The 23,982-nt window shown below is 70.0% G+C and carries 20 protein-coding genes; 11 read left to right on the forward strand and 9 right to left on the reverse strand.

The features are described 5' to 3' along the window. Position 1: 1 nt before the first annotated feature. The gene (locus ACYVK5_RS06725; protein WP_460703117.1) at positions 2-1,120 is read right to left on the reverse strand and encodes an ABC transporter substrate-binding protein; all 1,119 of its coding nucleotides are present in this window, start codon (positions 1,118-1,120) and stop codon (positions 2-4) included. Positions 1,121-1,125: 5 nt separating this feature from the next. After that, positions 1,126-2,526, reverse strand: a complete 1,401-nt coding sequence (locus ACYVK5_RS06730; protein ID WP_460703118.1) for a CapA family protein — start codon at positions 2,524-2,526, stop codon at positions 1,126-1,128. Between the two features lie 384 nt (positions 2,527-2,910). Between ACYVK5_RS06730 and ACYVK5_RS06735 the strand changes: the two genes are divergently transcribed. Beyond that, a complete protein-coding gene (locus tag ACYVK5_RS06735; protein ID WP_460703120.1) occupies positions 2,911-4,053 on the forward strand; it encodes an alpha/beta hydrolase in 1,143 nt (380 codons plus the stop codon). Positions 4,054-4,106: 53 nt separating this feature from the next. Here ACYVK5_RS06735 and ACYVK5_RS06740 read toward each other — a convergent pair whose 3' ends face one another. Together ACYVK5_RS06740 and ACYVK5_RS06745 are read right to left on the reverse strand one after the other, a co-directional pair. Then, positions 4,107-5,147, reverse strand: a complete 1,041-nt coding sequence (locus tag ACYVK5_RS06740) for a carboxylesterase family protein (RefSeq protein WP_460703122.1) — start codon at positions 5,145-5,147, stop codon at positions 4,107-4,109. A 281-nt stretch (positions 5,148-5,428) separates the two neighbouring features. Beyond that, positions 5,429-7,117, reverse strand: a complete 1,689-nt coding sequence (locus ACYVK5_RS06745) for a subtype B tannase (protein ID WP_460703124.1) — start codon at positions 7,115-7,117, stop codon at positions 5,429-5,431. Between the two features lie 175 nt (positions 7,118-7,292). On the opposite strand from ACYVK5_RS06745, the gene ACYVK5_RS06750 reads away from it, so the two are divergent. The 9 genes from ACYVK5_RS06750 to ACYVK5_RS06790 all read left to right on the forward strand — a co-directional run bounded on the left by ACYVK5_RS06750 (position 7,293) and on the right by ACYVK5_RS06790 (position 15,559). Continuing rightward, complete coding sequence (locus tag ACYVK5_RS06750) at positions 7,293-7,919, forward strand: GntR family transcriptional regulator (protein WP_460703126.1); 627 nt, start codon at positions 7,293-7,295, stop codon at positions 7,917-7,919. A 126-nt stretch (positions 7,920-8,045) separates the two neighbouring features. Then, positions 8,046-9,047, forward strand: coding sequence for an ABC transporter substrate-binding protein (locus tag ACYVK5_RS06755; protein ID WP_460703128.1), 1,002 nt, complete (start codon positions 8,046-8,048; stop codon positions 9,045-9,047). A 122-nt stretch (positions 9,048-9,169) separates the two neighbouring features. Then, positions 9,170-10,021 carry an ABC transporter permease gene (locus ACYVK5_RS06760; RefSeq protein WP_460703130.1) on the forward strand — a complete coding sequence of 284 codons (852 nt, stop codon included), beginning with the start codon at positions 9,170-9,172 and terminating at the stop codon, positions 10,019-10,021. Further along, entirely contained in the window at positions 10,018-10,803 is a 786-nt protein-coding gene (locus ACYVK5_RS06765) for an ABC transporter permease (RefSeq protein ID WP_460703132.1), read from the forward strand. The genes ACYVK5_RS06760 and ACYVK5_RS06765 overlap by 4 nt, the downstream gene beginning before the upstream one ends. 2 nt (positions 10,804-10,805) lie before the next feature. Beyond that, positions 10,806-11,687 carry an ABC transporter ATP-binding protein gene (locus ACYVK5_RS06770; RefSeq protein ID WP_460703135.1) on the forward strand — a complete coding sequence of 294 codons (882 nt, stop codon included), beginning with the start codon at positions 10,806-10,808 and terminating at the stop codon, positions 11,685-11,687. After that, complete coding sequence (locus ACYVK5_RS06775; protein ID WP_460703137.1) at positions 11,684-12,415, forward strand: 4-carboxy-4-hydroxy-2-oxoadipate aldolase/oxaloacetate decarboxylase; 732 nt, start codon at positions 11,684-11,686, stop codon at positions 12,413-12,415. The genes ACYVK5_RS06770 and ACYVK5_RS06775 overlap by 4 nt, the downstream gene beginning before the upstream one ends. Then, entirely contained in the window at positions 12,412-13,497 is a 1,086-nt protein-coding gene (locus ACYVK5_RS06780) for a PrpF domain-containing protein (protein ID WP_460703139.1), read from the forward strand. The genes ACYVK5_RS06775 and ACYVK5_RS06780 overlap by 4 nt, the downstream gene beginning before the upstream one ends. Further along, positions 13,494-14,522 carry a VOC family protein gene (locus ACYVK5_RS06785; protein ID WP_460703141.1) on the forward strand — a complete coding sequence of 343 codons (1,029 nt, stop codon included), beginning with the start codon at positions 13,494-13,496 and terminating at the stop codon, positions 14,520-14,522. Before ACYVK5_RS06780 ends, ACYVK5_RS06785 begins: the two co-directional genes overlap by 4 nt. After that, positions 14,519-15,559 (forward strand): amidohydrolase family protein, encoded by a 1,041-nt coding sequence (locus ACYVK5_RS06790; protein WP_460703143.1) that lies wholly within the window; start codon positions 14,519-14,521, stop codon positions 15,557-15,559. Before ACYVK5_RS06785 ends, ACYVK5_RS06790 begins: the two co-directional genes overlap by 4 nt. Before the next feature lie 75 nt (positions 15,560-15,634). Here the strand turns inward: ACYVK5_RS06790 and ACYVK5_RS06795 are convergent, their stop codons facing one another. The 4 genes from ACYVK5_RS06795 to ACYVK5_RS06810 form a co-directional block, all read right to left on the reverse strand. Further along, entirely contained in the window at positions 15,635-18,841 is a 3,207-nt protein-coding gene (locus ACYVK5_RS06795) for an RICIN domain-containing protein (protein WP_460703145.1), read from the reverse strand. Positions 18,842-19,326: 485 nt separating this feature from the next. Next, positions 19,327-20,520, reverse strand: coding sequence for an NAD(P)/FAD-dependent oxidoreductase (locus ACYVK5_RS06800; protein ID WP_460703147.1), 1,194 nt, complete (start codon positions 20,518-20,520; stop codon positions 19,327-19,329). Next, positions 20,517-20,717, reverse strand: a complete 201-nt coding sequence (locus tag ACYVK5_RS06805; RefSeq protein WP_460703149.1) for a ferredoxin — start codon at positions 20,715-20,717, stop codon at positions 20,517-20,519. The genes ACYVK5_RS06800 and ACYVK5_RS06805 overlap by 4 nt, the downstream gene beginning before the upstream one ends. Positions 20,718-20,778: 61 nt before the next feature. Then, positions 20,779-21,984, reverse strand: a complete 1,206-nt coding sequence (locus ACYVK5_RS06810) for a cytochrome P450 (RefSeq protein ID WP_460703151.1) — start codon at positions 21,982-21,984, stop codon at positions 20,779-20,781. Between the two features lie 212 nt (positions 21,985-22,196). Here ACYVK5_RS06810 and ACYVK5_RS06815 point away from each other — a divergent pair, with 212 nt between their 5' ends. Further along, the gene (locus ACYVK5_RS06815; RefSeq protein ID WP_460703153.1) at positions 22,197-22,832 is read left to right on the forward strand and encodes a TetR/AcrR family transcriptional regulator; all 636 of its coding nucleotides are present in this window, start codon (positions 22,197-22,199) and stop codon (positions 22,830-22,832) included. A gap of 96 nt (positions 22,833-22,928) precedes the next feature. Here ACYVK5_RS06815 and ACYVK5_RS06820 read toward each other — a convergent pair whose 3' ends face one another. Beyond that, positions 22,929-23,975 (reverse strand): LacI family DNA-binding transcriptional regulator, encoded by a 1,047-nt coding sequence (locus ACYVK5_RS06820; RefSeq protein ID WP_460703155.1) that lies wholly within the window; start codon positions 23,973-23,975, stop codon positions 22,929-22,931. Positions 23,976-23,982: the final 7 nt, after the last annotated feature.

A 23,982-nucleotide genomic window follows, 5' to 3' on the forward strand; every position in this document is an offset into this window, starting at 1 on the left:
GTCAGCCTTCCAGAGTGTCGTTGACCCGAGTGACGAACTCGCCGAGGCCGTCTCCCTGGAGCTCGGGCTGCTCCGCGAACCCGTACCAGGGGTTCGGCGCCTCGTACCAGGGCTCCTCGGCAACCTTCCGGTGGTCGACCCACCCGTTGCGCGTGCCAGTTCCGGTACCGAGTTCCGCCATCAGGTCGTGCCCTTCGGGAGAGGACGCCCACTCCATGAAGAGGCGCGCGGCATAGGGGTGCGGTGTGTTGCTGGGCAGCCCGAACATCCACAACGCCGACGCGGCGGGGTCAGGGTAGGCGTACTGGACCGGTGCGCCCTCGTCGATGTACTTGTTGTACAGCGTGTCGGTGGCGAAGGTCACGGCGTACTCGCCCTTGACCACCTGCTCGGCGATCGGGATCTGGCTCTCGAAGAGCGCAGGATCGTTCGCCGCGACGCTCTCGAGCCATTCCCACCCGTACGTGTCGGTCATGTTGTAGATCTCGTTCGCGTAGTTCCCCGCGGTCGTCGCACCGCCGGTGTCGCCGAGCGCGATCTGCCCCTCGAACGACGGGTCGGCCAGCGCCGCGACCGGGTCACTCTCCAGCATCTCCTGCTGTTCGGGCGTCACCACGTCGGTGTTCCATGCCACCGCACCGATGCTCTGGTGCAGCGGATACACCTTGCCGACGAGGTCCGACGAGCCCGGGAACACCGTGTCGAAGTCGAACTCGCCGATGTTCTCGGTCTCGTAGTCCGTGATCCAGCCCTGGTCCGCCGCGTCCCCCCAGAGCTGGAAGACGTTCTGGATGACGATGTCCGCGTTGTTCACACCGCCCTGCGTCTCCTGGGCCCACTTCTGGAACAGCGTGGTGCTGCCGTCGCGGTACAGCTTGACCTCGATGCCGTATTCGGCCGTGAACTCCTTGGCCCAGGCGGTCGTCGACGCCTCCGTCGTTCCGGCGTACAGGCTGAGCTCGCCCTCGGCCTGCGCCTTCTTCACCAGCTCGTCCATCCCACCGGCGGCTGCCACGTCCTGGGGAAGGTCGTCCGCGGCGGCGCCGTCGGGGGAACCGCATCCGGCCAGGGTGAGCGTGGCCGCCGTCGCGGCCGCGATGATCCACGTTGTTCGCTTCATTGCGTTCACTCTCCAGTGTTGGCAGCTGAGTGGTTGCCGAGATGGATACTGCCTGCTCCGTCGTCGATCGTCAGGTGTGTACCGAGGCCCCGCGACAGGCGCTGGAGCCGTTCCAGCACCCGGGTCGCGTTGTCGCCGACGGCCGGCCGTGGCCGGCCCTCGGCCAGGGGGTGGTCCTCGGACCGCCCGGTCCTCCGGGTGAGGGGCGCCTCCGGTGAGACGTCCCGCCCGAGTTCGACCGGGCGCAGCGTGATGGACCGGACCTGGCCGTCCTCGATCCGCACGAACAGCAGGGCCGAGCTCCACCAGGTCTGCCGGTGCGGGTCGAGCCCCGGGTGCAGCGGCCACATGTCGGGCGTGTACGCCGGGAGACCGTCGGGGTCATGACCCCAGGTCTCGTAGGCGTCCGCCGGCACGTGCTCGAGGAAGGCCGACTGCGCGAACAGGTTGCCCAGTCCGTAGCAGATCGGCTTGCCGCGGTAGATCTCGATCCCGAGGGTCTTGTGCCACCCGTGCCCCAGAAAGACGTCCGCGCCATCGTCGATGGCGCGACGGGCGAACTCCCTGACGAAGGCGGGCGGCTGATCACCGCGCGGCCCTTCGGACAGGTTGAAGTGGTGGGCGACCAGCACGACGTCGGCCATCGCCCGCGCGGAGCGGATGGACCGGAGGTTCGCCTCGAGGTCACCCGGATGGCAACGGGTCTCGATCCGGTGGCCGGACGTCTCCCGGAACACGAACTCGCCCGCCGCCGACTGCCCGCCTGGAAGGGTGAGCTGGAACTGGTCGTCGTCGAGCACCTGCCCCGTCCTGCCCGGTCCGGTGTGGGCGGCGGTCCGGAGGATGCCCAGCGAGCCCGCGACCTGACGCAGCAGGTCGGCGGCCGACCCGTCGACCTCATGGCACATGCTGACCCGCAGCGGATTGACACCAGGGCGGCCCGCCATGGACTCCTTGGGCCGTCCTGCCCATTCCTGCGCCTTGTTGCCGGACGCCGTCGACACGAGAGCGACCCGGCCCGCCGGCGTGTCACGGTAGGCGGGCATGCGGGCTTCGTCGAGGTCGCGACCGGTCCCGGCGCACGCGATCCCCGCCGCGCGAGCGGCGTCCAGCGTGGAGAGCAGGCCGCGCTCACCGAAGTCGAGGCTGTGGTTGTTCGCCATGGACAGCACGTCCACGCCGAGCCATCTCAGGTCGGAGGCCACCACGGGATCGGCGAGCATGTAGCTCCCGTAGGTGTCGCCACGGCCGGCGTGCACCGCGTGCGCCCTCCCGAAGTTCATCTCGAGGTGTGCGTACGTCACGTCGGCGGCGTGCAGCAGATCACGGATGCCGAGCAGGCCGGGGTCCGTCACCTGGGAGAAGGGGCGCGTGGCGAGGTACTCGCCCGCGATTCCGACGGTCATCGGTCTGCTCATCACCCGTCCTGTCCTCTGCGCTGAGGCTGCTCCGGCATCTCGGTAGCGATGCCGGGTCACTGCCTCATGAACATAGGTGGGACGGCGCGGCTCCGAAACCACAGAGTCATGAGTGGGCTGATAAGCCCGGCCTTATCGGTTGCCCTGCGTCGCGCTGGTCAGCGGGCGGGAGGTGCGACCGTCGCCCGGACGCCGCTGCGCCCCAGCGCGGCGGCGCCGATGACGATTCCTTATCCCTCGATCAAGAATCCTTGCTCGACAGCCGGGCTCCGGCGCGCAGACAGTTACATGCCCGCCAAGGGCGGCGGGCATGTCGTCGTCGGCAGGTCGACCGACCCACGCCGATCCCTGACCTCACCATCGGAGGACCGCATGTTCTCGCTCCTCGAACCATCCCGGAAATCCCTGTCCGCCCGCCGGCGCCTGGCGCTCGCCGCCGCGGTGTCCCTGCTGGTCTGCACCGGAATCGCGGCGGCTCCCGCTGCGGAGTCCGCACCGCCGCCGACCGGATCTCACGGCAAGCCGGACACCGGCACGGTCCTCCGGGTCAAGGTCCACTCGAAGGCCCTGACCGGGAACCTGGAGGGGGACTCGCCGAACCGCGACGTGTCGATCTACCTCCCCCCGGGCTACCGCCCGAACGGCGCGACCCGCTACCCGGTGCTCTACATGCTGCACGGTTTCACCCAGACCGACCTCAGCTACTTCGCGCCGGACGCGAGCACGAACATCCCGGCCTCCGCGGACCGCACCCTGGCCGACGGGACGTCCGAGAAGATGATCATCGTGACGCCCAACGCGATGACCGTCCACGGCGGCAGCAACTACTCCAGCGGCGTCACGACGGGCGACTGGGAGACCTTCATCTCCGACGAGCTCGTGGCGTACGTCGACTCGCACTACCGCACCATTCGTGACCGCAAGGCACGGGGCATCGCCGGACACTCCATGGGCGGGTACGGAGCGCTGCGCATCGGCATGAGGCATCCCGACGTCTTCTCCTCGCTCTACGTCCTCAGCTCATGCTGCATCGACCAGAACAGCAACATCCCGGACACGCCCGAGGAGATCGCGGCGATCCAGGACTACACGGCCCATCCCGAGAACTACCCGGACGGCCCGCCGTCGAACATCCGCACCGCCGTCGCCGCCGCCGCGGCATGGGCCCCGAACCCTGCCAAGCCGCCTCTGTACTTCGACTCACCGTTCGTCGACGACGAGCTCGATCCCCAGGTCTTCGCGCGGATGACGGCCAACCGTCCGCTGGCGATGGTCGACCAGTACATCGGCACGCTCCGGAAGCAGAACATCGCCTTCGACGTCGGGAACGCCGACCGGAACATCGCCGCCAACCTCACCCGCCTGGACGCCACCCTGACCGCCTACGGCGTCGAGCACACCTTCGAGGTCTACGAGGGGAACCACGGCAACCGGATACCGGAGCGGTTCGAGACGGAGGTCCTGCCCTACTTCTCGGACGTGCTGCAGCGGGCCGACCGCCACCGCCGCGGCTGAAAGCAGGAGCGCGGTGGACGGGTGTCCACCGCGCTCCTGCCGACCCGCTGGTGTCAGCCGGCGCTCTGCTCGAAGAGCCAGTCGCGCAGCGCGGTGATCTCGTAGGCGGGCTGGAACGAAGCCATGTGCTCCCCGCCCATGCCGCCGTCGTCCGTCCCGGAGGCCTCGAGCACGGTGCCCTCGGCGAAGGTGAGGAAGTTGGCGCTGTCACCGGCGGCGAACAGTTCCGCCGCGGCGTCCGCCGACTCCTGTGCCGACCAGGTGGCGTCGAAGGTCGCGGTGCTGTAGGCGACACCGTCGGCGTCGAACAACTCCTCGACCTCGACCTGACCGGCCGAGGCCTTCTCGTCCCCGGCCGCGGCCGTGTACACGAAGGTCTCGTCCTCCAGCCCGGAGAGCGTGGTCACGTCCCACTGCCCGGACACGATCATCTCCGCCGCGTACAGGTCGGGGTCCTGCGCCGCGAGGTACATGGTCGTCATCGCGCCCATCGACTGCCCGGTGCCGTACACCCGGTCGGCGTCCACGGCGTACTCGGTCTTGAGGGACTCGACCAGCCGGGCCGTCATGTCCACGTAGTCCGTCATCGTGAACCCGTCGTGGTCGTCCAGGATCACCTCCGGGTAGGCCGGGACGACGACGATGCTCTCGTGCTTGGCCTGCTCACTCGCGCTGGCCCAGATGAGCGCGCCGTACTGCGACAGCGCCGCGGTGGTGTCGTCGCCGACCAGGCTGGAGTCGGGGATGTACACCACCATCGGGTACGACTGCTCCTCGTCGTAGTTCTCCGGCAGGTAGATGTTGTACGTGAGGGTCTCGCCGGTCTCGGAATCGGTCCACTCGACCTGGTCGAACTCGCCGGCCACCTCTTCCACGAGCGACTCGAGCGTAGGGCTCTCCTCGCTCCCGCTCGCCGAGCTGGTACTCGTCGAGCTGTCGGCACTCGCTGTGGAGGTCGTCTCGGACGATGTGTCCGACCCGTCCGCCGCGGAGTCGGCCGCCGCACCGCACGCCGCGGTGCCCAGCAGGGCCAGACCTGCCACACCGGCAACCAGGGAACGTCGGACGTAGAACTTGCTGTTCAGGATTCTCATGATCACAGATCATATTCGCGGATCTGGTACTTGCCACCAGAGAAGCTGTGTCCTACCTGAGAGTTCCTGCGACGCAGGTGCCGGTACGAAGAAGGGCCCGCGCATCGCGGGCCCTCGGGCGCCCTCAACAGGTCCGACGAGGCGTGGGGGCCGCGACCCTGATGCCACGGTGAGATGTCATGACAGGTCGCGACTCCCCCATACCTCGAACGTCGTGCGGGCGGGTCGACAGGGCGATGTCAGCGCGGAGAGCCCTGTCGACGGTGCCGGCCCTGCCCGCCCTAGCCGCGGCGCCCGTCCTCGGCGTCGTCCGCCTCGGCGACGGCGCCGGTGATCCATCGCATCGCCTCGGGCACGTCGTAGTTGCCGCCGTGGCCGGTGTCCCAGGCCAGTCGGTAGCTCACGTCCTCGACGTCGCGGTCCGCGTCGAGCGCCCGGGCGAGGTTGATCGAGACCGTGAACGCGGTGTCGCGGTCCTTGGCACCGTTGCGGACGTACCAGTAGGGGGCCGTGTCCGCACGGGTGCCGATGTACTGGAGCGGATCGATCAGCTCGAGTTGCTCGTCGACCACGGTGCCGCGCCGGCGCACGAACTTCCTCCAGGTCAGCCCGGTGTCGTCCAGCCCGATACCGTCCCCGCCGATCGCGTTGTTGTCCCAGCTGTACGCCGTGAAGTTCGAGTACTCCTGCACGTCGGTGCCGAACAGGTTCGACTCACCGGCCCCCGGGCCGCCACCGGCTCCGGGCGCATCCGTCCCGGTCTGGTCGAAGGACGGGGCGGGCTTGAGCTGGCGCTCCTCGGCCACGTACCGGAGATAGCCCTCCACGTCGACGGAGTCGACCGTGCCGCCGGCGGCGTCGACCTCGATCCAGTCGAGGCCCTCGATGACGTTCGCCTGGTCGGACGCCAGGTAGAACTCGGCGGCCGCGGCGACCTCCCGGGCGATCTCGTCGAGCATCTCCCGGGCCGTCAGCCGCGAGCCGTCGGACGAGCGCAGGCGCAGGCCGCGCTGATACGCCGGGAACCTCGCCGCCAGCTCGGCGGTCACGTCCGGGAAGGGGTCCTCCCCCACCACCTCGCGGGTGCCGTACACCGAGTAGAGCCACTCGTAGGCGATGTCGGCGTTCCCGAGGTCGGTGATCGGGCAGTACGCGTTGACGGCGAAGATGTCGTCGCGGATCGTGCTGCGCCCCCTGGCGTCGATTCCGGCCGCGCCGACCTCCGCGAGGTAGGGCAGGTAGTCCCTGCTGTTGCCGGAGGCGCCGAGAGCGACGACGGCGGCCCCGCCGCCGCTGGTGCCGTTGGCGACGATCCGCTCGGCGCTGCCGGGCATGACGTCGTCGTTCAGCCGCAGGTAGCGCACCGCCGCCTTCTGGTCGACGACGACGGCGGGAGCCTTGCCGGCGTAGGTTCCGTCGGCGGCGACCAGCTCGCGGCTCCGGGTGCCGATGTCGGTGATGATCATGCCGGCCTTGACCGCGGCCGCCACGTTGTCCTCGGAGCTGTCCAGCGCGTCGCCGTCGTCGAACGGGGTCGAGACGTGGCTCGCGAACCATCCGCCGTTGTGCACGCTCAGGTAGATCGCCGCGTCGTCGCTCGAGGCCACCGCCTCGGGGACGTAGACGTTCATGCTCTGGTACCCGCACTCCGGGTTGCTGATCGGGCGCCCGCGCTGCTCCGGCGCCACGAGCACCGGGTCGGCCACGTAGCAGACCTCCTCGTACCAGCGCACGGCGACAGGTTCACCGTCGACCGTGACGGTCAGGCTGGTGTAGTCCTGCTCGTCGAAGACCAGCGCGGCGTCCTCGGCGTCGGACGCCGGCCCCGTGCGCCCGGTCTCGAGGGCGAAGCCGGCCGTGGGCAGTCCTCCGACCAGCAGTGCCGCAACCGTGCCGAGTGCCGCTGCGCGACGGCGCGTGCGCCGCCCGGAGCCGATGTCGTGAGCTCTGCGCGCATCCTTGCGTGGCATCACAGTGGTTCCCTCCGTCAGGTCCGCTCGCCGTCGAGCGGGCTCGTCGGGCCCAGTAGAGCAGATTGTCAACAATCTTGCCAGCATTCTGCGTAACGAAAATGGCAACATCACTCCTCCGGCGATATTGTCGACAAGATTGTTGTTTCCGACGACGGCAGGTCAGGGAGTTCCAGTGGTCACTGATGTCAGGGTGCAGGACGAGCTGCGAGCGGCGATCCTGCGAGGCGAGTTCGCACCGCGCCAGCGACTGGTGGAGGTCGAGCTGTGCGAACAGTTCGACGCCAGCCGGTTCGCCGTGCGGGCCGCGCTCCTCGCCCTGGAGTCCGAGGGGCTCGTCGAGCGCCAGCCCAACCGCGGCGCGCGGATCCGGGAGATCGGTCTGGCCGAGGCGATAGAGATCAGCGAGATCCGGCAGGTCGTGGAGGGCCTGGTCGCCGCGCGCGCCGCCGAGCTCGTCGACGAGCGCCAGGCGGATCAGCTCAGGTCCATCGGGCAGCAGATGCACGAGGCGCTCGCGGCCGGCGAGCCCGCGCTCTACAGCGATCTCAACGCCGAGCTCCACCAGACGCTGCGCGACATCGCCCGGCACGAGACGGCGAACCGGATCATCGCGCAGCTGCACGGCCAGATGGTCCGGCACCAGTTCGCCCTGGCCCGGGTTCCGGGTCGCACCGCGGTCTCGATCAAGCAGCATCAGCGCATCATCGACACCGTGTGCTCGCGGAACCCGGAGGCCGCGGAGGCGGCGATGCGCGAGCACATCTCCTCGGTCATCGAGGCGTTGCGCACGCTGGCCTGAGGCGACCGGCGAGCGCCTCCTCCCCCGATGTCCCGCAACTTCGTCTACACGATTGTTGACAATCCTGCTAACGTCTCCCCCTGAGCGTCCCCAGCGACGAGGACGCCGCGCTCGAGGAGGAGACCCATGCACCGATCAGCACCCAGCCGCCGGGCGGCGTTCCGGCGCCGCATCGCCGGCGCCGCCGGCACCCTGGGCATACTCGCCGCCCTGACGGCCTGCGGTGAGCCCGCCGGGGACGCGGACGCCACGGAAGAGACCGGCGGGACGACCTCGGTCACCGTCGGCGTCATCCCCATCGTCGACGTGGCCCCGATCTACCTCGGCATCGAGCAGGGCTTCTTCGACGACGAGGGACTCGATGTCACCCTCGAGACCGCACAGGGCGGCGCGGCCATCGTCCCCGCCGTGGTCTCCGGGCAGTACCAGTTCGGCTTCAGCAACTCGACCTCGCTCGTCCTGGCGACGGCCAACGGTCTCGCGCTGCAGGCGGTCACCGCCGGCGTCGCGACCACGGGAGCGGACGGCGCCGACTTCGGTGGCGTCGTCGTCCCTGCCGACAGCGACATCCGGTCCGCCGCGGATCTCGAAGGCGCGACCATCGCGGTCAACACCCTGAACAACATCAACACCGCCACGATCGGCAAGGTGGTGCGCGACGCCGGCGCCGACCCGTCGACCATCACCTTCACCGAGCTCGGGTTCCCGGACATCGTGCCCGCGATCGAGCAGGGCGACGTCGACGCCGGCCAGGTCGTCGAGCCCTTCCTCGCCACGGCCGAGAGCCGCGGGATGCGCCAGGTGGTCTCGAACTACGCGGCGGCGGACCCCGACCTGACGATCGCCATGTACTTCACCTCCGACGAGTTCGCCGCGGAGAGCGCCGGGACCGTCGAACGGTTCACGGCCGCGATGAACGAGTCCCTCGCATACGCCGACTCCCACCCGGAGGAGGTCCGCGACGTCCTGGGCACCTACACGGACATGGACGCCGAGACGCTGGCGGCCCTCACCCTGCCGAAGTGGCCCACCGAGATCGACGCCGACTCGGTGAGCCTCCTGGCCGATCTCGCCGTCACGGACGGTGCCATCGACGCCGCGCCCGATCTGGGCGCCCTGCTGCCGTAGCACACCGCCCGGGACCGCGGCGGGAGCCGCGGTCCCGGGCCCTCCTTCGCACCGGTGCGAGGGACGGACCTCCTCAGCTCACACCGGTCCCGCACCGGACGACATCTCTCGGGGGAACCCACATGACCAGCACAGTTCCGGCACCGGGGGCGACGGCGCCCTCCCCGGTGCCGCGCAGCGCCGGCGGGCGCCGGAACGCCACCCCCCGCCGGCTCCGCGACGGCGCACTCGGCATCGCCGGGGTCGTCGCCGTCGTGGCCGTCGAGGAGGCCCTGACTCGTACCGGCATCATCGACCCCACCTACCTGCCGCCCGTCACGGTCATGTTCGGCGCGCTGGCCGAGCAGCTGGGCCAGGCCCCGTTCTGGAGTGCGCTCGCCGGAACCCTGAGCGGCTGGGCGATCGGCCTGGCGCTCGCGATGGTGCTCGGCACCGTGTGCGGCATCGTCATCGGCAGCCTGGCCGTCGTGCGGGAGCTCACCGCGTCCACCATCGAGTTCCTGCGGCCCATCCCGTCCGTGGCGCTCATCCCGCTCGTGGTGCTGCTGTTCGGCACGCAGCCCGAGTCGTCGATCTCGCTGGTGGTGTACGCCGCGTTCTGGCAGGTACTCGTCCAGGTGCTGTACGGCGTCACCGACGTCGACCCCGTGGCGCGCGACACGGCCCGGTCCTACCGGTTCTCCCGGATGCGCGTCGCCCGGTCCGTCATCTGGCCCACCGCCCTGCCGTACGTGGTCACGGGCTTCCGCCTGGCGGCGTCGGTGGCACTGATCCTCGAGATCACCGCCGAGCTCGTCATCGGCGTCCCCGGCCTCGGCCGCGAGATCGGCGTGGCCCAGAGCTCGGGCGCCGTCCCCAAGACCTATGCCCTCGTCATCGTCGTCGGCCTGATCGGAGTCGCCGTGAACCTGTTCGCCCGCGCCGTCGAGGCGCGTGTCCTCGCGTGGCACCCGTCCGTGAGGACGGCCGCATGAGACCGGACCGGCTTCCGCGCCGTATCCTCGCAGCCGTGGCGCTGCCCGCCGCGCTGCTCACCGTCTGGTGGGTCGCGAGCGCCGGGAGCTCCAGCGTGTACTGGCCGTCCTTGCGGACCATCCTGGAGGCGTTCGGCCCGACCTGGACCCCCGACCGGATCGCCGGCGACGTGCTGCCGAGCCTCGGGCGGCTCGCCGCCGGGTACCTGATCGCCGTCGCCGCGGGGATCGTCGCGGGGGTCGCCATCGGGCTGAACCGTCCGCTGCGCGCCGCCGCCGAACCCACGCTGGAGTTCTTCCGCGCGATCCCGCCGCCCGTCCTGGTCCCCGTGATCGCACTGTTCGCCGGGTACACCGGCTCCGCCTCGAAGATCGTCACCATCGCGCTGGGCTGCCTGTGGCCGATCCTGCTCAACACCGTCGAGGGTGTGCGCGGTCTTGAACCGGTGCTGCTGGACACCGCACGCAGCTACCGGCTCGGCGCACGACGCCGCCTGCGGCACGTCATCCTGCCCGGCGCGGCGCCGCGGATCGTCACCGGCGCCCGCCAGGCTCTCTCGATCGGCGTGATCCTCATGGTCATCAGCGAGCTGTTCGGCGCCAGCCGCGGGCTCGGCGCCACGATCGTGCAGTTCCAGCGGAGTTTCGCCGTCCCCCAGATGTGGACGGGGATCATCCTGCTCGGCCTCATCGGTGTGCTGCTGTCCCTGACCTTCCGCGTCGTCGAGAACCGTCTGCTGGCCTGGTACCTGGGCCAGCGCACCGTAGAGCGAGGAGCATGACCATGCCGACCCGAACCGCGCGCGCCGCCGTCGAGAGCGGCCCTCCCGTCACGTCCGGCACCGTCGCCGCCCTGGACGTCCGCGGTGCGCAGAAGACCTACGACGGCAACGGGCGGACGGTCGAGGCCATCCGGGACCTCACCTTCTCCGTGGGTCCCGGCGAGCTCGTCTGCGTCGTCGGACCGTCCGGGGCGGGGAAGACGACCCTGTTGCGGTGCGTCGCGGGCCTGCTGGACCTCTCGGGCGGCGAGGTGCTGCTCGGCGGGAGCCCCGTCTCCGGACCGCCGGCGGACATGGCGGTGGTCTTCCAGGAGTACGGGCGCAGTCTCTTCCCGTGGATGACGGTCGCGCAGAACGTCGAGCTCCCGCTGAAGGAGAAGCGCCTGTCCCGGCAGGACCGCCGGGCGAAGACGCTGGCGGCGCTCGCCGCGGTCGGGCTCGCCGACAGTGCGGACGCGCACCCCTGGCAGCTCTCGGGCGGGATGCAGCAGCGGGTCGCCATCGCCCGCGCGATCGCCTACGAGCCGACCGTCCTGCTCATGGACGAGCCGTTCGCCGCCGTCGACGCCCAGACCCGGGCCGACCTGGAGGATCTCGTGCGCTCGCTGTGGGACCGCCTCGGCGTCACGATCGTGTTCGTCACGCACGACATCGACGAGGCGGTGTATCTCGGCGGGCGCGTGCTCGTGCTGTCCAACCGGCCGACCGTGCTCATGGAGGATGTCCGCGTCGACCTGCCCCGCGAGCGTGACCAGCTCGCGACGAGGTCGGATCACCGGTTCGCCGAGTTGCGCGGGCGTGTCTACTCGCTGATCCAGCAGGCCAAGCACGGCGTGCGGCCCGGTGGCGCGAGCGACATCGCGGCGACGGGTGGTCCGGCATGAGCGCCGCCTCCGTCCGCGCCCTCGAGCGCGGCGTCGTGCTGACGGCCCCGCCCCGGGCGGACCGCGCGTACGTCGACGAGCTGGGTGGCCACGGTGTCGCCACCGTCCACGAGGCGATGGGCCGCACCGGCAGCCTCGGTCCCGGCCTGCGGCCGATACAGCAGGACGTCCGGGTGGCCGGGACCGCGGTGACCGTGCTGTGCTGGCCGGGCGACAACCTCATGATCCACGCCGCGGTCGAGCAGTGCCGGCGCGGTGACCTGCTGGTGGTGGCCGCGGCGGCGCCGTCGACCCACGGCATGTTCGGGGATCTGCTCGCCACGTCCCTGCGGCAGCGGGGAGTCGTCGGTCTCGTGATCGACGCCGGCGTGCGGGACACCGCCGAGCTGCGGACGATGGGCTTCCCGGTCTGGTCCCGCCACGTCTCGGCCGAGGGCACCGTGAAGTCCACCGCCGGGGCGGTCAACGTGCCGGTCGTGATCGCCGGTCAGGTGATCGACGCCGGCGACGTGGTGGTCGCGGACGACGACGGCGTGGTCGTCGTGGCGCGTGAGGACGCGGCGCGGGCCGTCGAGGCGGCGCGGGCGCGGATCGCCAAGGAGGAGGCGGCCCGTACGGCGTTCGAGGCGGGCGAGCTGGGCCTGGACCGGTACGGCCTGCGCCCGCTGCTCGCCGACCTGGGAGTCGTCTACCGGCCCTGGTCCGCGCAGGAGGGGGACCGCTCGTGACCGGGGTACGACTCGCCCTGATGCGCGGCGGCACCTCCAAAGGGGCCGTGCTGCTGGCGGACGACGTGCCCGCAGATCCCGGCGAGCGGGACGACCTGCTCCGCCGGCTGATGGGTAGTCCCGATCCCCGGCAGATCGACGGGATCGGCGGCGCGCACCCGCTGACGAGCAAGGTGGCGATCGTCTCGCCGTCACCGGACGACGGCGCCGACGTCGACTACCTGTTCTGCCAGGTGGCCGTGGACGAGCCGGTGGTCTCCACGTCGCAGACCTGCGGCAACATGCTCGCCGCCGTGGGTCCGTTCGCGGTGCTGCGAGGGCTGGTCCGGGCCGGTGAGGGAACGACGACGCTGCGCGTGCGGCTGGTCAACACAGGTGCCGTGGCGGCGCTGACCGTCCGGACCCCTGGCCGGCGCGTGACGTTCGACGGCGACACCTCGATCTCCGGGGTACCGGGCACCGCGGCACCCGTCGAGGTCTCGCTCGCGCCGTCGTCGGCCCCCCTGCTGCCGACCGGACATCCCCTCGATGTCGTTGCCGGGACAGCGGCGACCCTGGTGGACGCGGGAATGCCCTCCGTGCTGGTCCGCGCCGCCGATCTCGGTCCGACCGGCGGCGAGGAACCTGCAGCGCTGGAGTCCGACGCCCGGCTGACCCGGAGGGTCGCGGAGATCCGGGCGGCCGCCTTCGACCGGATGCGCCTGGCCGGCACCCCGGAATCCACCACGACGCCGAAGATCGTGCTCGTGTCGCCTCCGGCGCGGGGAGGTTCCCTGCGCACCCGCAGCTTCATCCCGCACCGCGTGCACGAGGCGATCGGCGTTCTCGGGGCCGCGAGCGTGGCCGCCGCCACCCGCATCCCGGGCAGCGTGGCGGCCGAGGCCGCCCGCGTGCCCGATGCCGCCGCGCCCGTCCGGGTCGAGCACCCCACGGGCTACCTCGACCTGTACGTCTCCGCCGACGACGCCGATCCGCCGGGCATCGCCTCGATCCGCGTCGTCCGCACCGCACGGCTGCTGGCCGAGACGACCGCGTTCCCCCGCCCCGGGGGTCCCTCATCGACACCAAGGACGACACCGTGACAACGACGCCGGCAACGAGACCGACGACAGCGCCGGGACAGGTGGCCCACCTCGGGTACGCCGAGCTCCTGACGCCCGATCTGGACGCCACGGTCTGGTTCTGTCAGGAGATTCTCGGCATGACCGAAACGGCCCGCGATGGCGGCTCCGCCATGCTCCGCACCTGGGACGACTACGAGCAGACCAGCATCGTCGTACGCTCCGCGGCGACGGCCGGCGTCGGGCGTGTCGGCCTGCGGACGGCAAGCGCCGGAGCCCTCGATTCCCTCGTGGCCGGCCTCCGCGCGGCCGGGCACGAGGGCCATTGGGAGGGCGGGGCCGCCGGGACGGGGCGCACCTTCGTCACCCGCGACCCGGACGGCCACGAGATCGGGCTCTACTTCGAGACCACCTGGTACGAGGCCCCCGCACACCTGCGTCCCGGGCTGAAGAACCAGCCGCAGGCGAAACCGGGCCGCGGCGTGGCCGTGCGGCGGTTCGACCATGTCAACTACCTCGCGGCGGACGTCCTGGCGAACGCCGAGTTCCACGCGGACCTCCTGGGCGCGCGCGCCACGGAGCAGATCCGCATGGACGACGGGCACGTCGCGGCCCGGTGGCTGACGTTCACCAACAAGTCCTACGACGTCGTCTACACCGAGGACTGGACCGGCGCGTCCGGCCGGCTGCACCACCTGGCCTTCGCCACGGACACGCGTGAGGACATCCTCCGTGCCGCGGATCTGTGCCTCGACCTGGGCGTCCCGATCGAGACGGGCCCGCACAAGCATGCGATCCAGCAGACGTTCTTCCTGTACGTGTTCGAGCCGGGGGGCAACAGGATCGAGCTGTGCAACCCGGTCACCCGGCTCGTGCTGGCCCCGGACTGGCCGCTGGTCACCTGGACGGAGGCGGAACGGGCGAAGGGCCAGGCCTGGGGACTGAGGACCATCGACTCGTTCCACACCCACGGCACACCGGCGGCCGAAGGCACGGACGACCGGCGCTACCGGCCGGTGGCACTGGAACACACGGAGGACGCATGATCATCGACTGCCACGGCCACTACACGACGGCTCCCGCGGCCCACACCGCCTGGCGCGGCCGGCAGCTCGACGCCTGGCACGCGGGCGGCGGCGCGCCGTCGTACCCCTCGATCTCGGACGACGAGATCCGCTCGACCATCGAGGCGAACCAGCTCCGGCTGGTCCGGGAGCGCGGCACGGACGTGACGCTCTTCTCGCCCCGCGCCTCGGCGATGGGTCATCATCTCGGCGACCTGGGCACCAGCATCGCCTGGGCACGGGCGTGCAACGATCTCGTCGGGAGGGTGGCCGCCCTGTTTCCGGGGGTGTTCGTCCCGGTGTGCCAGCTCCCGCAGAGCGCCGGCGCCGGGCTGGACGCCGCCGTGGCCGAGCTGGAACGGTGCGTGGCGGCGGGGTTCGTCGGCTGCAACCTCAACCCCGACCCGAGTGGCGGGCACTGGACGTCGCCGCCTCTGACCGACCGCTACTGGTACCCGCTGTACGAGAAGCTGGCCGAGCTCGACGTGCCCGCGATGATCCACGTCTCGGCCAGCGACAACGCCGCGTTCCACGCCACCGGGGCGCACTACCTCGCGGCGGACACGACGGCGTTCATGCAGTTCGTCCAAGGCGACCTGTTCGCCGACTTCCCCACGCTGCGGCTGGTGATCCCGCACGGCGGTGGTGCCGTGCCCTATCACTGGGGCCGCTACCGCGGACTGGCGGACATGCTCGGTCGACCAGACCTGTCGTCGCACGTCATGAGCAATGTCTTCTTCGACACCTGCGTCTACCACCAGGAGGGCATCGACCTCCTGCTCTCGGTGATCGACCACCGTAGCCTGCTCTTCGGGTCCGAGATGATCGGCGCCGTGCGCGGAGACGATCCGACGACGGGCCACCCATTCGACGACACCCGGCGCTACGTCGAAGCCGCCACCCTGACGGCGGACCAGGTCACGGCCGTCCTCGGCGACAACGCGTTGCGGGTGTATCCGCGGCTGGAGCAGGCCGTGCGACGGCACCCCGAGCCGGACGGCGCGCCGGCCGGGTCGTGAGCGGGACCACCACGGCACGGGGCGCGACGGCGGTGTTCTGCCGACGCGCCCCGTGATCCGTGCTCCGCGTTCCGCCTATCCGGCGGGTACCACGCCTACGGAGTCCACGACGAGGGTGCCGCTGAGGACCTTGACCTGCACCGTGTGACTGTTGTCGCTCAGGCCCCGCAGGGTGAAGGCCTGGTAGAGCCGATCGGAGTCAAGAGTCGCTGCGGAGGCATCGACGACCTGCCCGTCCACGGTGACCTCGAGGACAGCGGAGCCGTCGTTTGGCCCCAGGATGTCGAGGCCCGTCCCGTCGAAGGTGTAGGTCAGCGTCGAACCGCTGCCCTCGCTCGTGGAGAGGCTTCGCTGGTAGTCGTACATGCTCTTGCCGTTCGCGTGATCCCACGCTCCGCCGTAGACGAGCTTCGTGGCGGGCGTGGGGGCGAGGTCCTGCATCTCCAGACCGTCCAGGAGCTCGGTGTAGTACGGCGCGAACCCGTCGACCGTCTCGACCCGAAGGTTGTCGAACTGTGTGTGGTAGTAGCCACTGACCAGTTCGACGCGGCCCGACAGCTTCGGCGTGGGGTCCGTGTAGGTGGTGAGGGCAACGTCGTCGACGTACGCCGTGACGGTGTCGCCGGCGGCCTTGACCGCGATGTTGTGCCACGCGTCGAAGGAGTCGTCGAATCCTGGAATGGTGACGCCCCCGGCACCGGTGACGACGTTCCCGTTCGCCACCGAGCTGCCGTTGACGTGCATCGACCAGCCGCCGTCGTACCAGAACTTCAGCTTGTAGGGCGAGCTGGTGTCGCCGTGCTGCTGGCGAACACCGATCGCGGCGTAGTTGCTACCGCCCTGGGTGCTGTCGCTCTCGAACGTCACGTCGACGCCGGCCGTGTAGTTCAGCCACCGGTTGTCCCCGATCCGGGTCACCGGATCACCACCGTTCCAGGCGCCGCCGAGTCCCATGATGTCCTGGTCGAGCTGCTGACGCAGGACGTAGTTCGTGGATCCGGTGGGGAGGAATGCCTCGAAGGCGCCGTTGCGGTCGCCGGTGTAGCGCGGAATCACGCTCTGGGAGCCGCCGCGGGACTCGATGTAGTCCTCGCTTCCGACGATCTCGCCGTCGGCCCCGATCACCGGGACGGTCTTGCCGGAGTAGTCGAAATCGTCGGCATAGAGGACGCTGTCACCGGTGTCGTGGCCGGCGCCGGTGGAGTCGGTGTCGAGCACGGTGCGCTGCCCCTCGACCGGCAACGGCACACCGAACTCCGGGTTCAGGTGGTTCTCCAGCGTCGTGACGGTGACCACCGAGTACGGCTGAACGGTGACCGTGTACACGCCGGCCGAGTCGGCCGAGACGTCTCCGAGGTACTTCATGTAGTTGGCGTTGAACGCCTGCCCCGTGTCGGCCGCACGCGTTTCCCAGACCTCCAGGTCCGGAGTACCCGAGTACGCCATGTTGACGGCGCTGATCGTGTAGGTCTGCTCGTACTCGCTGTCGTTCGTCAAGACCGTCGAGAAGTCGGTCTTGTCGGGAGCCGCGAGCGTCATGTAGCTGGGAGTGCCGTTGCGCCCGTTCACCGGGTTCGTGCCGGTGGCGCCGGTGAAGCTGGCCTGAGGGACGGCCCGCCAGATCCCGGCCGTGTTGTCCGCGTTCTCCCACCCCGTCTTCGCGAACCAGCTGAAGTGCCGCAGGATGTCGACACCCACGTCGTAGTGCAGCCAGCCCGACCAGGGGTCGCGCGCACCGACGACCTCCTTGAAGGAGTACTGCCCGCCCGCGTAGAAGGAACCCACGAGCGGCTGGTAGATGAAGTGGGTACGGCGGGACTTGACGAAGCCCTTGATGATCGTGTTGCCCATCTCCAGGGCGCTCCCGGTTCCGCCGATGCCGGTCCCGGCGACGGTCGGGTCCTGCGTGTTGTTGTGGGGCCGGAACGCGGAGTTGCTGAACGTGGCCTGCGCCTCGCTGTTCCAGATCTCCTTGTCGAACTGCTCGGCGAGGGCCGTGAAGTTTCCGGCACTGTCGTCGTCGGTGTAGTAGTGATACCCAGCCACCTCGACGGCATCGCGCAGCGTGGCGTCGGCGACCATCTCGTCGCCGAACGTCCCGAGGGAAGCCTCGTCGGAGATGACGACGCCGATGTCGTTGTAGAGGGCCCGCTCCGTCGAGTTCGCGAATCCGGTGCTGTCGTTCTTCACGAGATCGGCGTACTGCTTGGTCCAGGTGAAGTCAGCGGTGTGCTCGTTGAACCCAGGGTTGACGTAGTCGACCATGTAGCCGTACGTGCGGTACGCCTCCAGGATCGTGCTCTTGTACCACGAGTAGACCTTGGTGTTGGTGTCGGCCCACGCGGGCGCGTTCCACCGCAGGACGCTCACCCTCAGGTCAGGGTTGATCTTCCAGGCGTCGGCCGCGAGCTGGAAACCAGGCACACGTTCGACGTTCGGCGCCTCGGCCTCCCATCGCATGGAGGCCGGGTCCGGCCCGGTGGACTGGTTCCGGTCGTTGCCCATCTCGATCTTGAAGTGGTTGACGACAGGGTTGTCGCCGCCGAACAGGATCCTCATCAGTTCGGCGTACTTCTCGGGGTTCTCGGACTTGTAGTCCAGGAGCAGCGCACTCGTGCTGTTGGCACTCAGCATCCCGAAACCCTTGAACGTGAGCCCGTTGACGTTGTCGGCCCTGACGTCGTTGCCGTCGAGCGCGATCCGGCGCTGATCGACGATCGACCACTGCTGGTTGTGGCTGCTGCTGGCGCCGTACATCTTCAGGTCGGCCCCGTTCTCCTCCCACCCGGCGCCGTCGAGGTACAGGCCCGTGGCGCGGTTCCGGAACTTCACGAAGGCGCCACTGGACTCCTGCGTCCACTGCTGGTTGTTGCTCCCGGAGTCGCTCCACTGGCCGCAGATCGACCCACCCGTCGAACGGCCCATGCCGTCCAGGTAGAGCCCGGTCGCCCGATTCTTGATCCGGACGTACTCCCCCACCGTCTCGATGCTCCACTGCTGGTTGGAGCTGGCGCTGCCGGACCACTGCCCGGCGTTGGCACCGTCCCCCGACCGGCCCATGCCGTCGATGAACATCCCCGTCCCGCGGTTCTCCAGCTGGACGTACGAGACGGCGGCCTCCGCGGCCTGCGCAACGGGCGCGGTGCCGACCTTGCCGAGAACGGGGGCGGCCAGGAGTGACAGCAGCATCACGGTGACGGTCGCGAGAGCGGTACGCGCGCGCGCCACCGCTCGGCGGGCGCCAGGCGGCCTTGAGGTGAGTACGGGGTGGTCGGTATCCATGAGTGCTCCTGTCATCGTTGACACTGCGTACTTCCGTCATGAGTCGCGCGGGGCCCGAACTCGGAACAGGCTCGGTCCGAAGAGGTGCGCCGCACGAGCGGGAAGGCCCGCGAACAACCGCGCCCCTTGCAGGGCCGTGGTTTACCCGACTCCGATCTCGCACCGAGAGTCAATGATCACTATCGATCATCGGCGATCTCTTGCGTGCACATCGATCCCGGCCCGGCCGCGCAGATGTCAGTGTCTGCGCAAACACCCGCCGATGTCAAGCACATTCCCGATCATACTCAATCATAAACATTCAGGGTCGGGCGCGTATCTCCCAGCACGTGCGACCTCGGGATCATTGACACCCTCGCGCCCGACGAGGGCCTCGCCGTCGACCGTCAGCACCGACCCGGCCGGTACGCACCGAGGGCCGACCGCGCAGGAGGAACCGCCGGGACCGCGGGCCGACGACCCCGACGCCCCGGCGGAAGCGGGCCCTAGGAGAGGGACGCCACGGCGTCCCAGGGGACGGACTCGACAATCAGCCCGCGACGCAGGCGGGTCCGCTTGGGCATGTTCCACCCGAGCACACCGCACACCCGGCCGTCTCGCCCGTAGAGTGCGACGAACCGCCCGTCCTTCGGATCGCCGTCCACCACAACCGTCTCGGCGTCGGCACCCACCGAGCCGAACACCTGGATCTTGACGTCGAACTGGTCGGTCCACAGGTACGGCACCGGCGTGTAGGGCTCGCCCTCTCCGAGAATGCCGGCCGCCACGGCGATCGCCTGTTCCGTGGCATTGGTCCGGTTCTCCAGCCGCATCAGCGTGCCGTCTCGATGGTGGAGCCAGCGGGCCACATCGCCGACCGCGTAGATGCCCTCCGCCGCCCGGCAGTACGCGTCGCACACCACCCCGTTGTCCAGCCTGAGCCCGCTGCCCTCGAGCCACTCCGTCACCGGCGCCGCTCCGACGGCCACGACCACCGTGTCGGCCTGGACCAGAGAGCCGTCCGACAGTCGCACACCAGTGACCCTTCCCTGGTCACCGACCAGCGCATCGACGCCCGTGCCGAGGTGCAGTCGCACGCCCCGCCCGGTGTGCAGATCGGCCAGGAGGCCCGCGACGAGAGGCCCGAACTGGGCGGCCAGCGGCGCGGGCTGCGGACCGATCATGGTCACGTCCACGCCCAGGCCGCATGCGGTCGCGGCGATCTCCGCCCCGAGCACCCCGTCGCCGACCACGGCCACCCGCGTCGCGGAGAGCAGATCCTCGCGCAGGGCGAGCGAGTCGTCGAGACCACGCAGCACGTGCACGCCCGACAGTCCTTCCTGGCCGGGCAGGGTACGCGGCCGCAACCCGGTGGCCACGACGACGGCGTCCGGGGCCAGCACTCGCCCCGAGGCGGTCGTGACCTTGCGCGTCGCCGCGTCCAGTCCGGTCGCCGGGTCGCCGAGGACGAACTCGGCGTCCAGCGCGTTCAGGGCCTCGTCGGACCGGAGCCGGGCACGATCCGGGGCCCACTCTCCCGACAGGACCTGCTTCGAGAGCGGAGGCCGGTCATAGGGCCGGTGCCGTTCGGCGTCCAGCAGGGTGAGCCCTCCGTGGTACCCCTTGCGGCGCAGGGCCTCCGCTGTGGCCAGTCCCGCGGCGGAGGCCCCGACGACCAGCACGTTCCCGGGCGTGCTCACGCGTCCTCCTCGAGGACGATCGCGGCCGCCGGGCACACGGCCGCGGACTCGCGGACGGCGTCGCGCAGCGCCTCGGCCGGGGACTCGTCGAGGAGGATCACGATCCCGTCGTCCTCCCGCTGATCGAACACCTCGGGCGCGACCAGCACGCACTGCCCGGCCCCGCAGCACCTGTCTTCCTCTACCAGGATCTTCATATCTGCTCGCTCTCTCTTCGTGCTCTTCGTGAAGGGGGTTGCGCCGGTCGATCCGGGCTCCCTACCAGGTGACCGGGAACTCGTTGATGCCGTAGACGAGCGTGTCCTTCTTGAAGGGCAGGTCCTCGACGGGCACGGCGGGCCGGATGTCCGGGACGCGACGCAGCAACGTGTCGATGACGATCTGCAGCTCCAGGCGGGCCAGGTTCTGGCCCAGGCACTGGTGCGGGCCGTAGCCGAACGTCAGATGGTTGCGGGCACCGCGACCGGCGTCGAAGGTGTCGGCGTCGTCGAACACTCGCGGGTCGCGGTTGCCCGCGTGCGAGAGGGGCATGACCCCGTCACCGGCCTTGATGATCCGCCCTCCGATCTCGACGTCCTCGGTCGCCACCCGCGCCAGCGCCTGCTCGGCGATGGTGAAGTAGCGCAGCATCTCCTCGATGGCGGGCAGGGTCTTGCTGGGGTCCCGCCGGATCGCCTCGCGCACCTCCGCGTCCCGGGTCAGCTGGAGCGTGGTCAGCGAGATCATGTTCGCCGTGGTCTCGTGACCTGCGGTGAGCAGGAGGAAGGACAGGCCGATCAGGTCCACCCGGTCGACGGAACCGTTCGCGTCACGCCGCTGGACGATCTGACGGCCCAGCAGGTCGTCGGTGGGGTTCTCCTCCTTCTCCCGCAGCAGTCCGTCCAGATAGGCCCCGAGCTCCATCAGGGCCGTCTGGGTCTCCTCGGGGCCGGCATCCTGCTTCGCGATGACCGCGGACCGGGTCTGGAAGAACTTGTGGTCGGCGTAGGGCACCCCGAGCAGTTCGGAGATCACCAAGGAGGGCACCGGCAGGGACAGTGCCTCGACCAGGTCGACCGGGCGCGGCCCGGCCAGCATCGCGTCGATGTGCTCGTCCACGATCTCCTGGATGCGCGGCCCGAGCTGGGCGATCCGCTTGACCGTGAACTCGCCGAGCACCGCGCGGCGGGCGGGCCCGTGGTCCGGCGGATCCATGCTGATCAGCATCGGAGGGATCGGACTCTGGCCCTCGCCGGCCCGGTCACCCATCAGGGGGAACCCGGGACGTGTGCGGTCGGAGCTGAACCGGGTGTCCGCGAGCAGCGCGCGGATCTCCTCGTGGCGGGTGAGCACCCAGGCGTTCTCGCCTGTCTGCAGCGTGACCTTGGCGACGGGCTCGCGCTCCCGGAGCTGGACGTGCTCCTCGCGCGGGGCGTAGGGGCAGGTGCGGATCGTGGAGATGGCGGGCAGCGGTTCTGCGGTCATGGTGCGGCTCCCTGAGGTCGGCCCATCCGGAGGCTTTCCCTCCGCTTAGCGGTTGACAGTAGCAAAGCGGATGATGTTCGTCCACTTACGGCGAGGGCTGTCGCCACGATGGGATAGTGGCCTCGGCGGCCGCGCTCATGATCGCCACCACGTCGCGGGCGGCGTCGACCAGCCGCGCGACGTCCAGGTCCCGACGAGAGGGTGAGTGACACATGGCAGAGCCGCTGACGCTTCGGGCTGACGCACGGCGTAACCGGGAGCAGATCATCGCCGCGGCGAAAGCGGTGTTCGCGGAGCGTGGCCCGGACGTCCCGATGGAGGAGATCGCCCGTCGCGCGGGAGTCGGCGTGGGCACCCTCTACCGGCGGTTCGCCGACCGAGACACGCTGATCCGGGAGGTAGCCCGGGACAGCTTCGCCGTCCTACGGGCCCACGCACAACATGCGCGGGCCGACGGGGGGCAGGGATGGGAGTCCTTCCTCAAGATCCTGCAGAACCTGCCCGACCTGTGGTTCACGCTGCGACTGACGGTCCTGTCCGCGGACTACGTGTCCGTCATCCGGAACGACCAGGAGGGACTGGCCACCGCGGAGGAGTTCATGTCCGCGTTCCACGACCTCGTGCGCATCGCGCAGGACGAGGGCACGATCCGGCCCGACGTCGGCACCGGTGATGTGATGATGCTGATCACGTTGGTGATCACCGGCTTGCGGACGTCCTCCAGCACGCTGCCGGACGACGTGTACCAGCGGATGCTGGCGTTGAGCCTGGACAGCCTGCGGCCGGGGGCGCGTGCCCCGCTGCCCGGCCACCCCCTCGGACCCGAGCACCTCGAACCGCGCGCCTGATCGGTTCGCCGCGGCATCGCTCCAGCCCGGCATCGCTCCAGCCCGGCAACGGGCCGGCTCTCGGACCGAGTACGTTCCGAGAGCGCGTGGGCCTCCCTATCGGCCTGGCGGCCGACCCGTGCTCGCCCGGATGACGAGCTCCACCGGGACGAGGGGCGGGAAGTGGCGCTCGCCCCGCTCGATCTCGTCGACCAGCACGGACACGCAGGTTGCCCCGATCCGATCGAACGACTGGTGCACGGTGGTCAGCGGAGGCTGATAGTTCGCGGATTCCGGCACGTCGTCGAACCCCACGACGCTGACGTCCTCGGGCACACGGCGCCCTGAATCCCGCAACGCACGGAGCACGCCCAGAGCCATCTGGTCGTTGGCGACGAAGATCGCGGTGACATCAGGGTCGGCGGCGAGGTCGAGGCCGGCGGTATAGCCCGCCTCAGGACTCCAGTCTCCGCGGACGGCCTCGGCGATGGTCGCGCCGGCCGCTTCGAGCGTCTCGCGCCACGCGGCCTCGCGAATTGCCGCGGCACGTGAGTCCAACGGCCCGGCGAGATGCCGGACGGTCCGATGGCCCAGATCGAGCAGGTGCCGCGTCGCGAGCCTCGCGCCCATCGCCTGGTCGTTGTCGATGACCGGATACGGCGAGTCGACCCCGGAGTCCAGCACGACGGCGGGAAGGCCCGGGGGCAGGTTGACCCCGGCTCGCTCCAGACCGTCCTCCTCCACGAGGAGGACGGCGCCGTCGACAGCATGTTCGGCAAGGACGTCGAACGCACGGGCCACGGCGGCCGGCTCGGCCGACTCCAGCGCGACGAGCGTCACCGAGTACCCGGCGCGCGCGGCCTCGAGGGTGACGGAGCTGATCCACTGCGCCGTGCCGTAGGACGAGCTGAAGTAGGCCATGACCGCGATGTTGCGGAAGCGGCCGGACTTCAACGCCCGAGCGGCGCGGTTGGGCCGGTAGCCGAGTTCGCGCATTGCCGCCCGCACACGTTCCCGCGTGTCCGGCAGCACGTTGGTGCGCCCCCTCGAGACGCGGGAAACGGTCTGCTCCGAGACACCGGCAAGCCGGGCAACGTCCAGCATGGAGGGACCGCGGCTGCCCCCGGAAGCAGCCGGCGCGTTCGCCACGTCACGATCAGTCATGCGACAA

It is taken from the genome of Myceligenerans halotolerans (assembly GCF_054782975.1).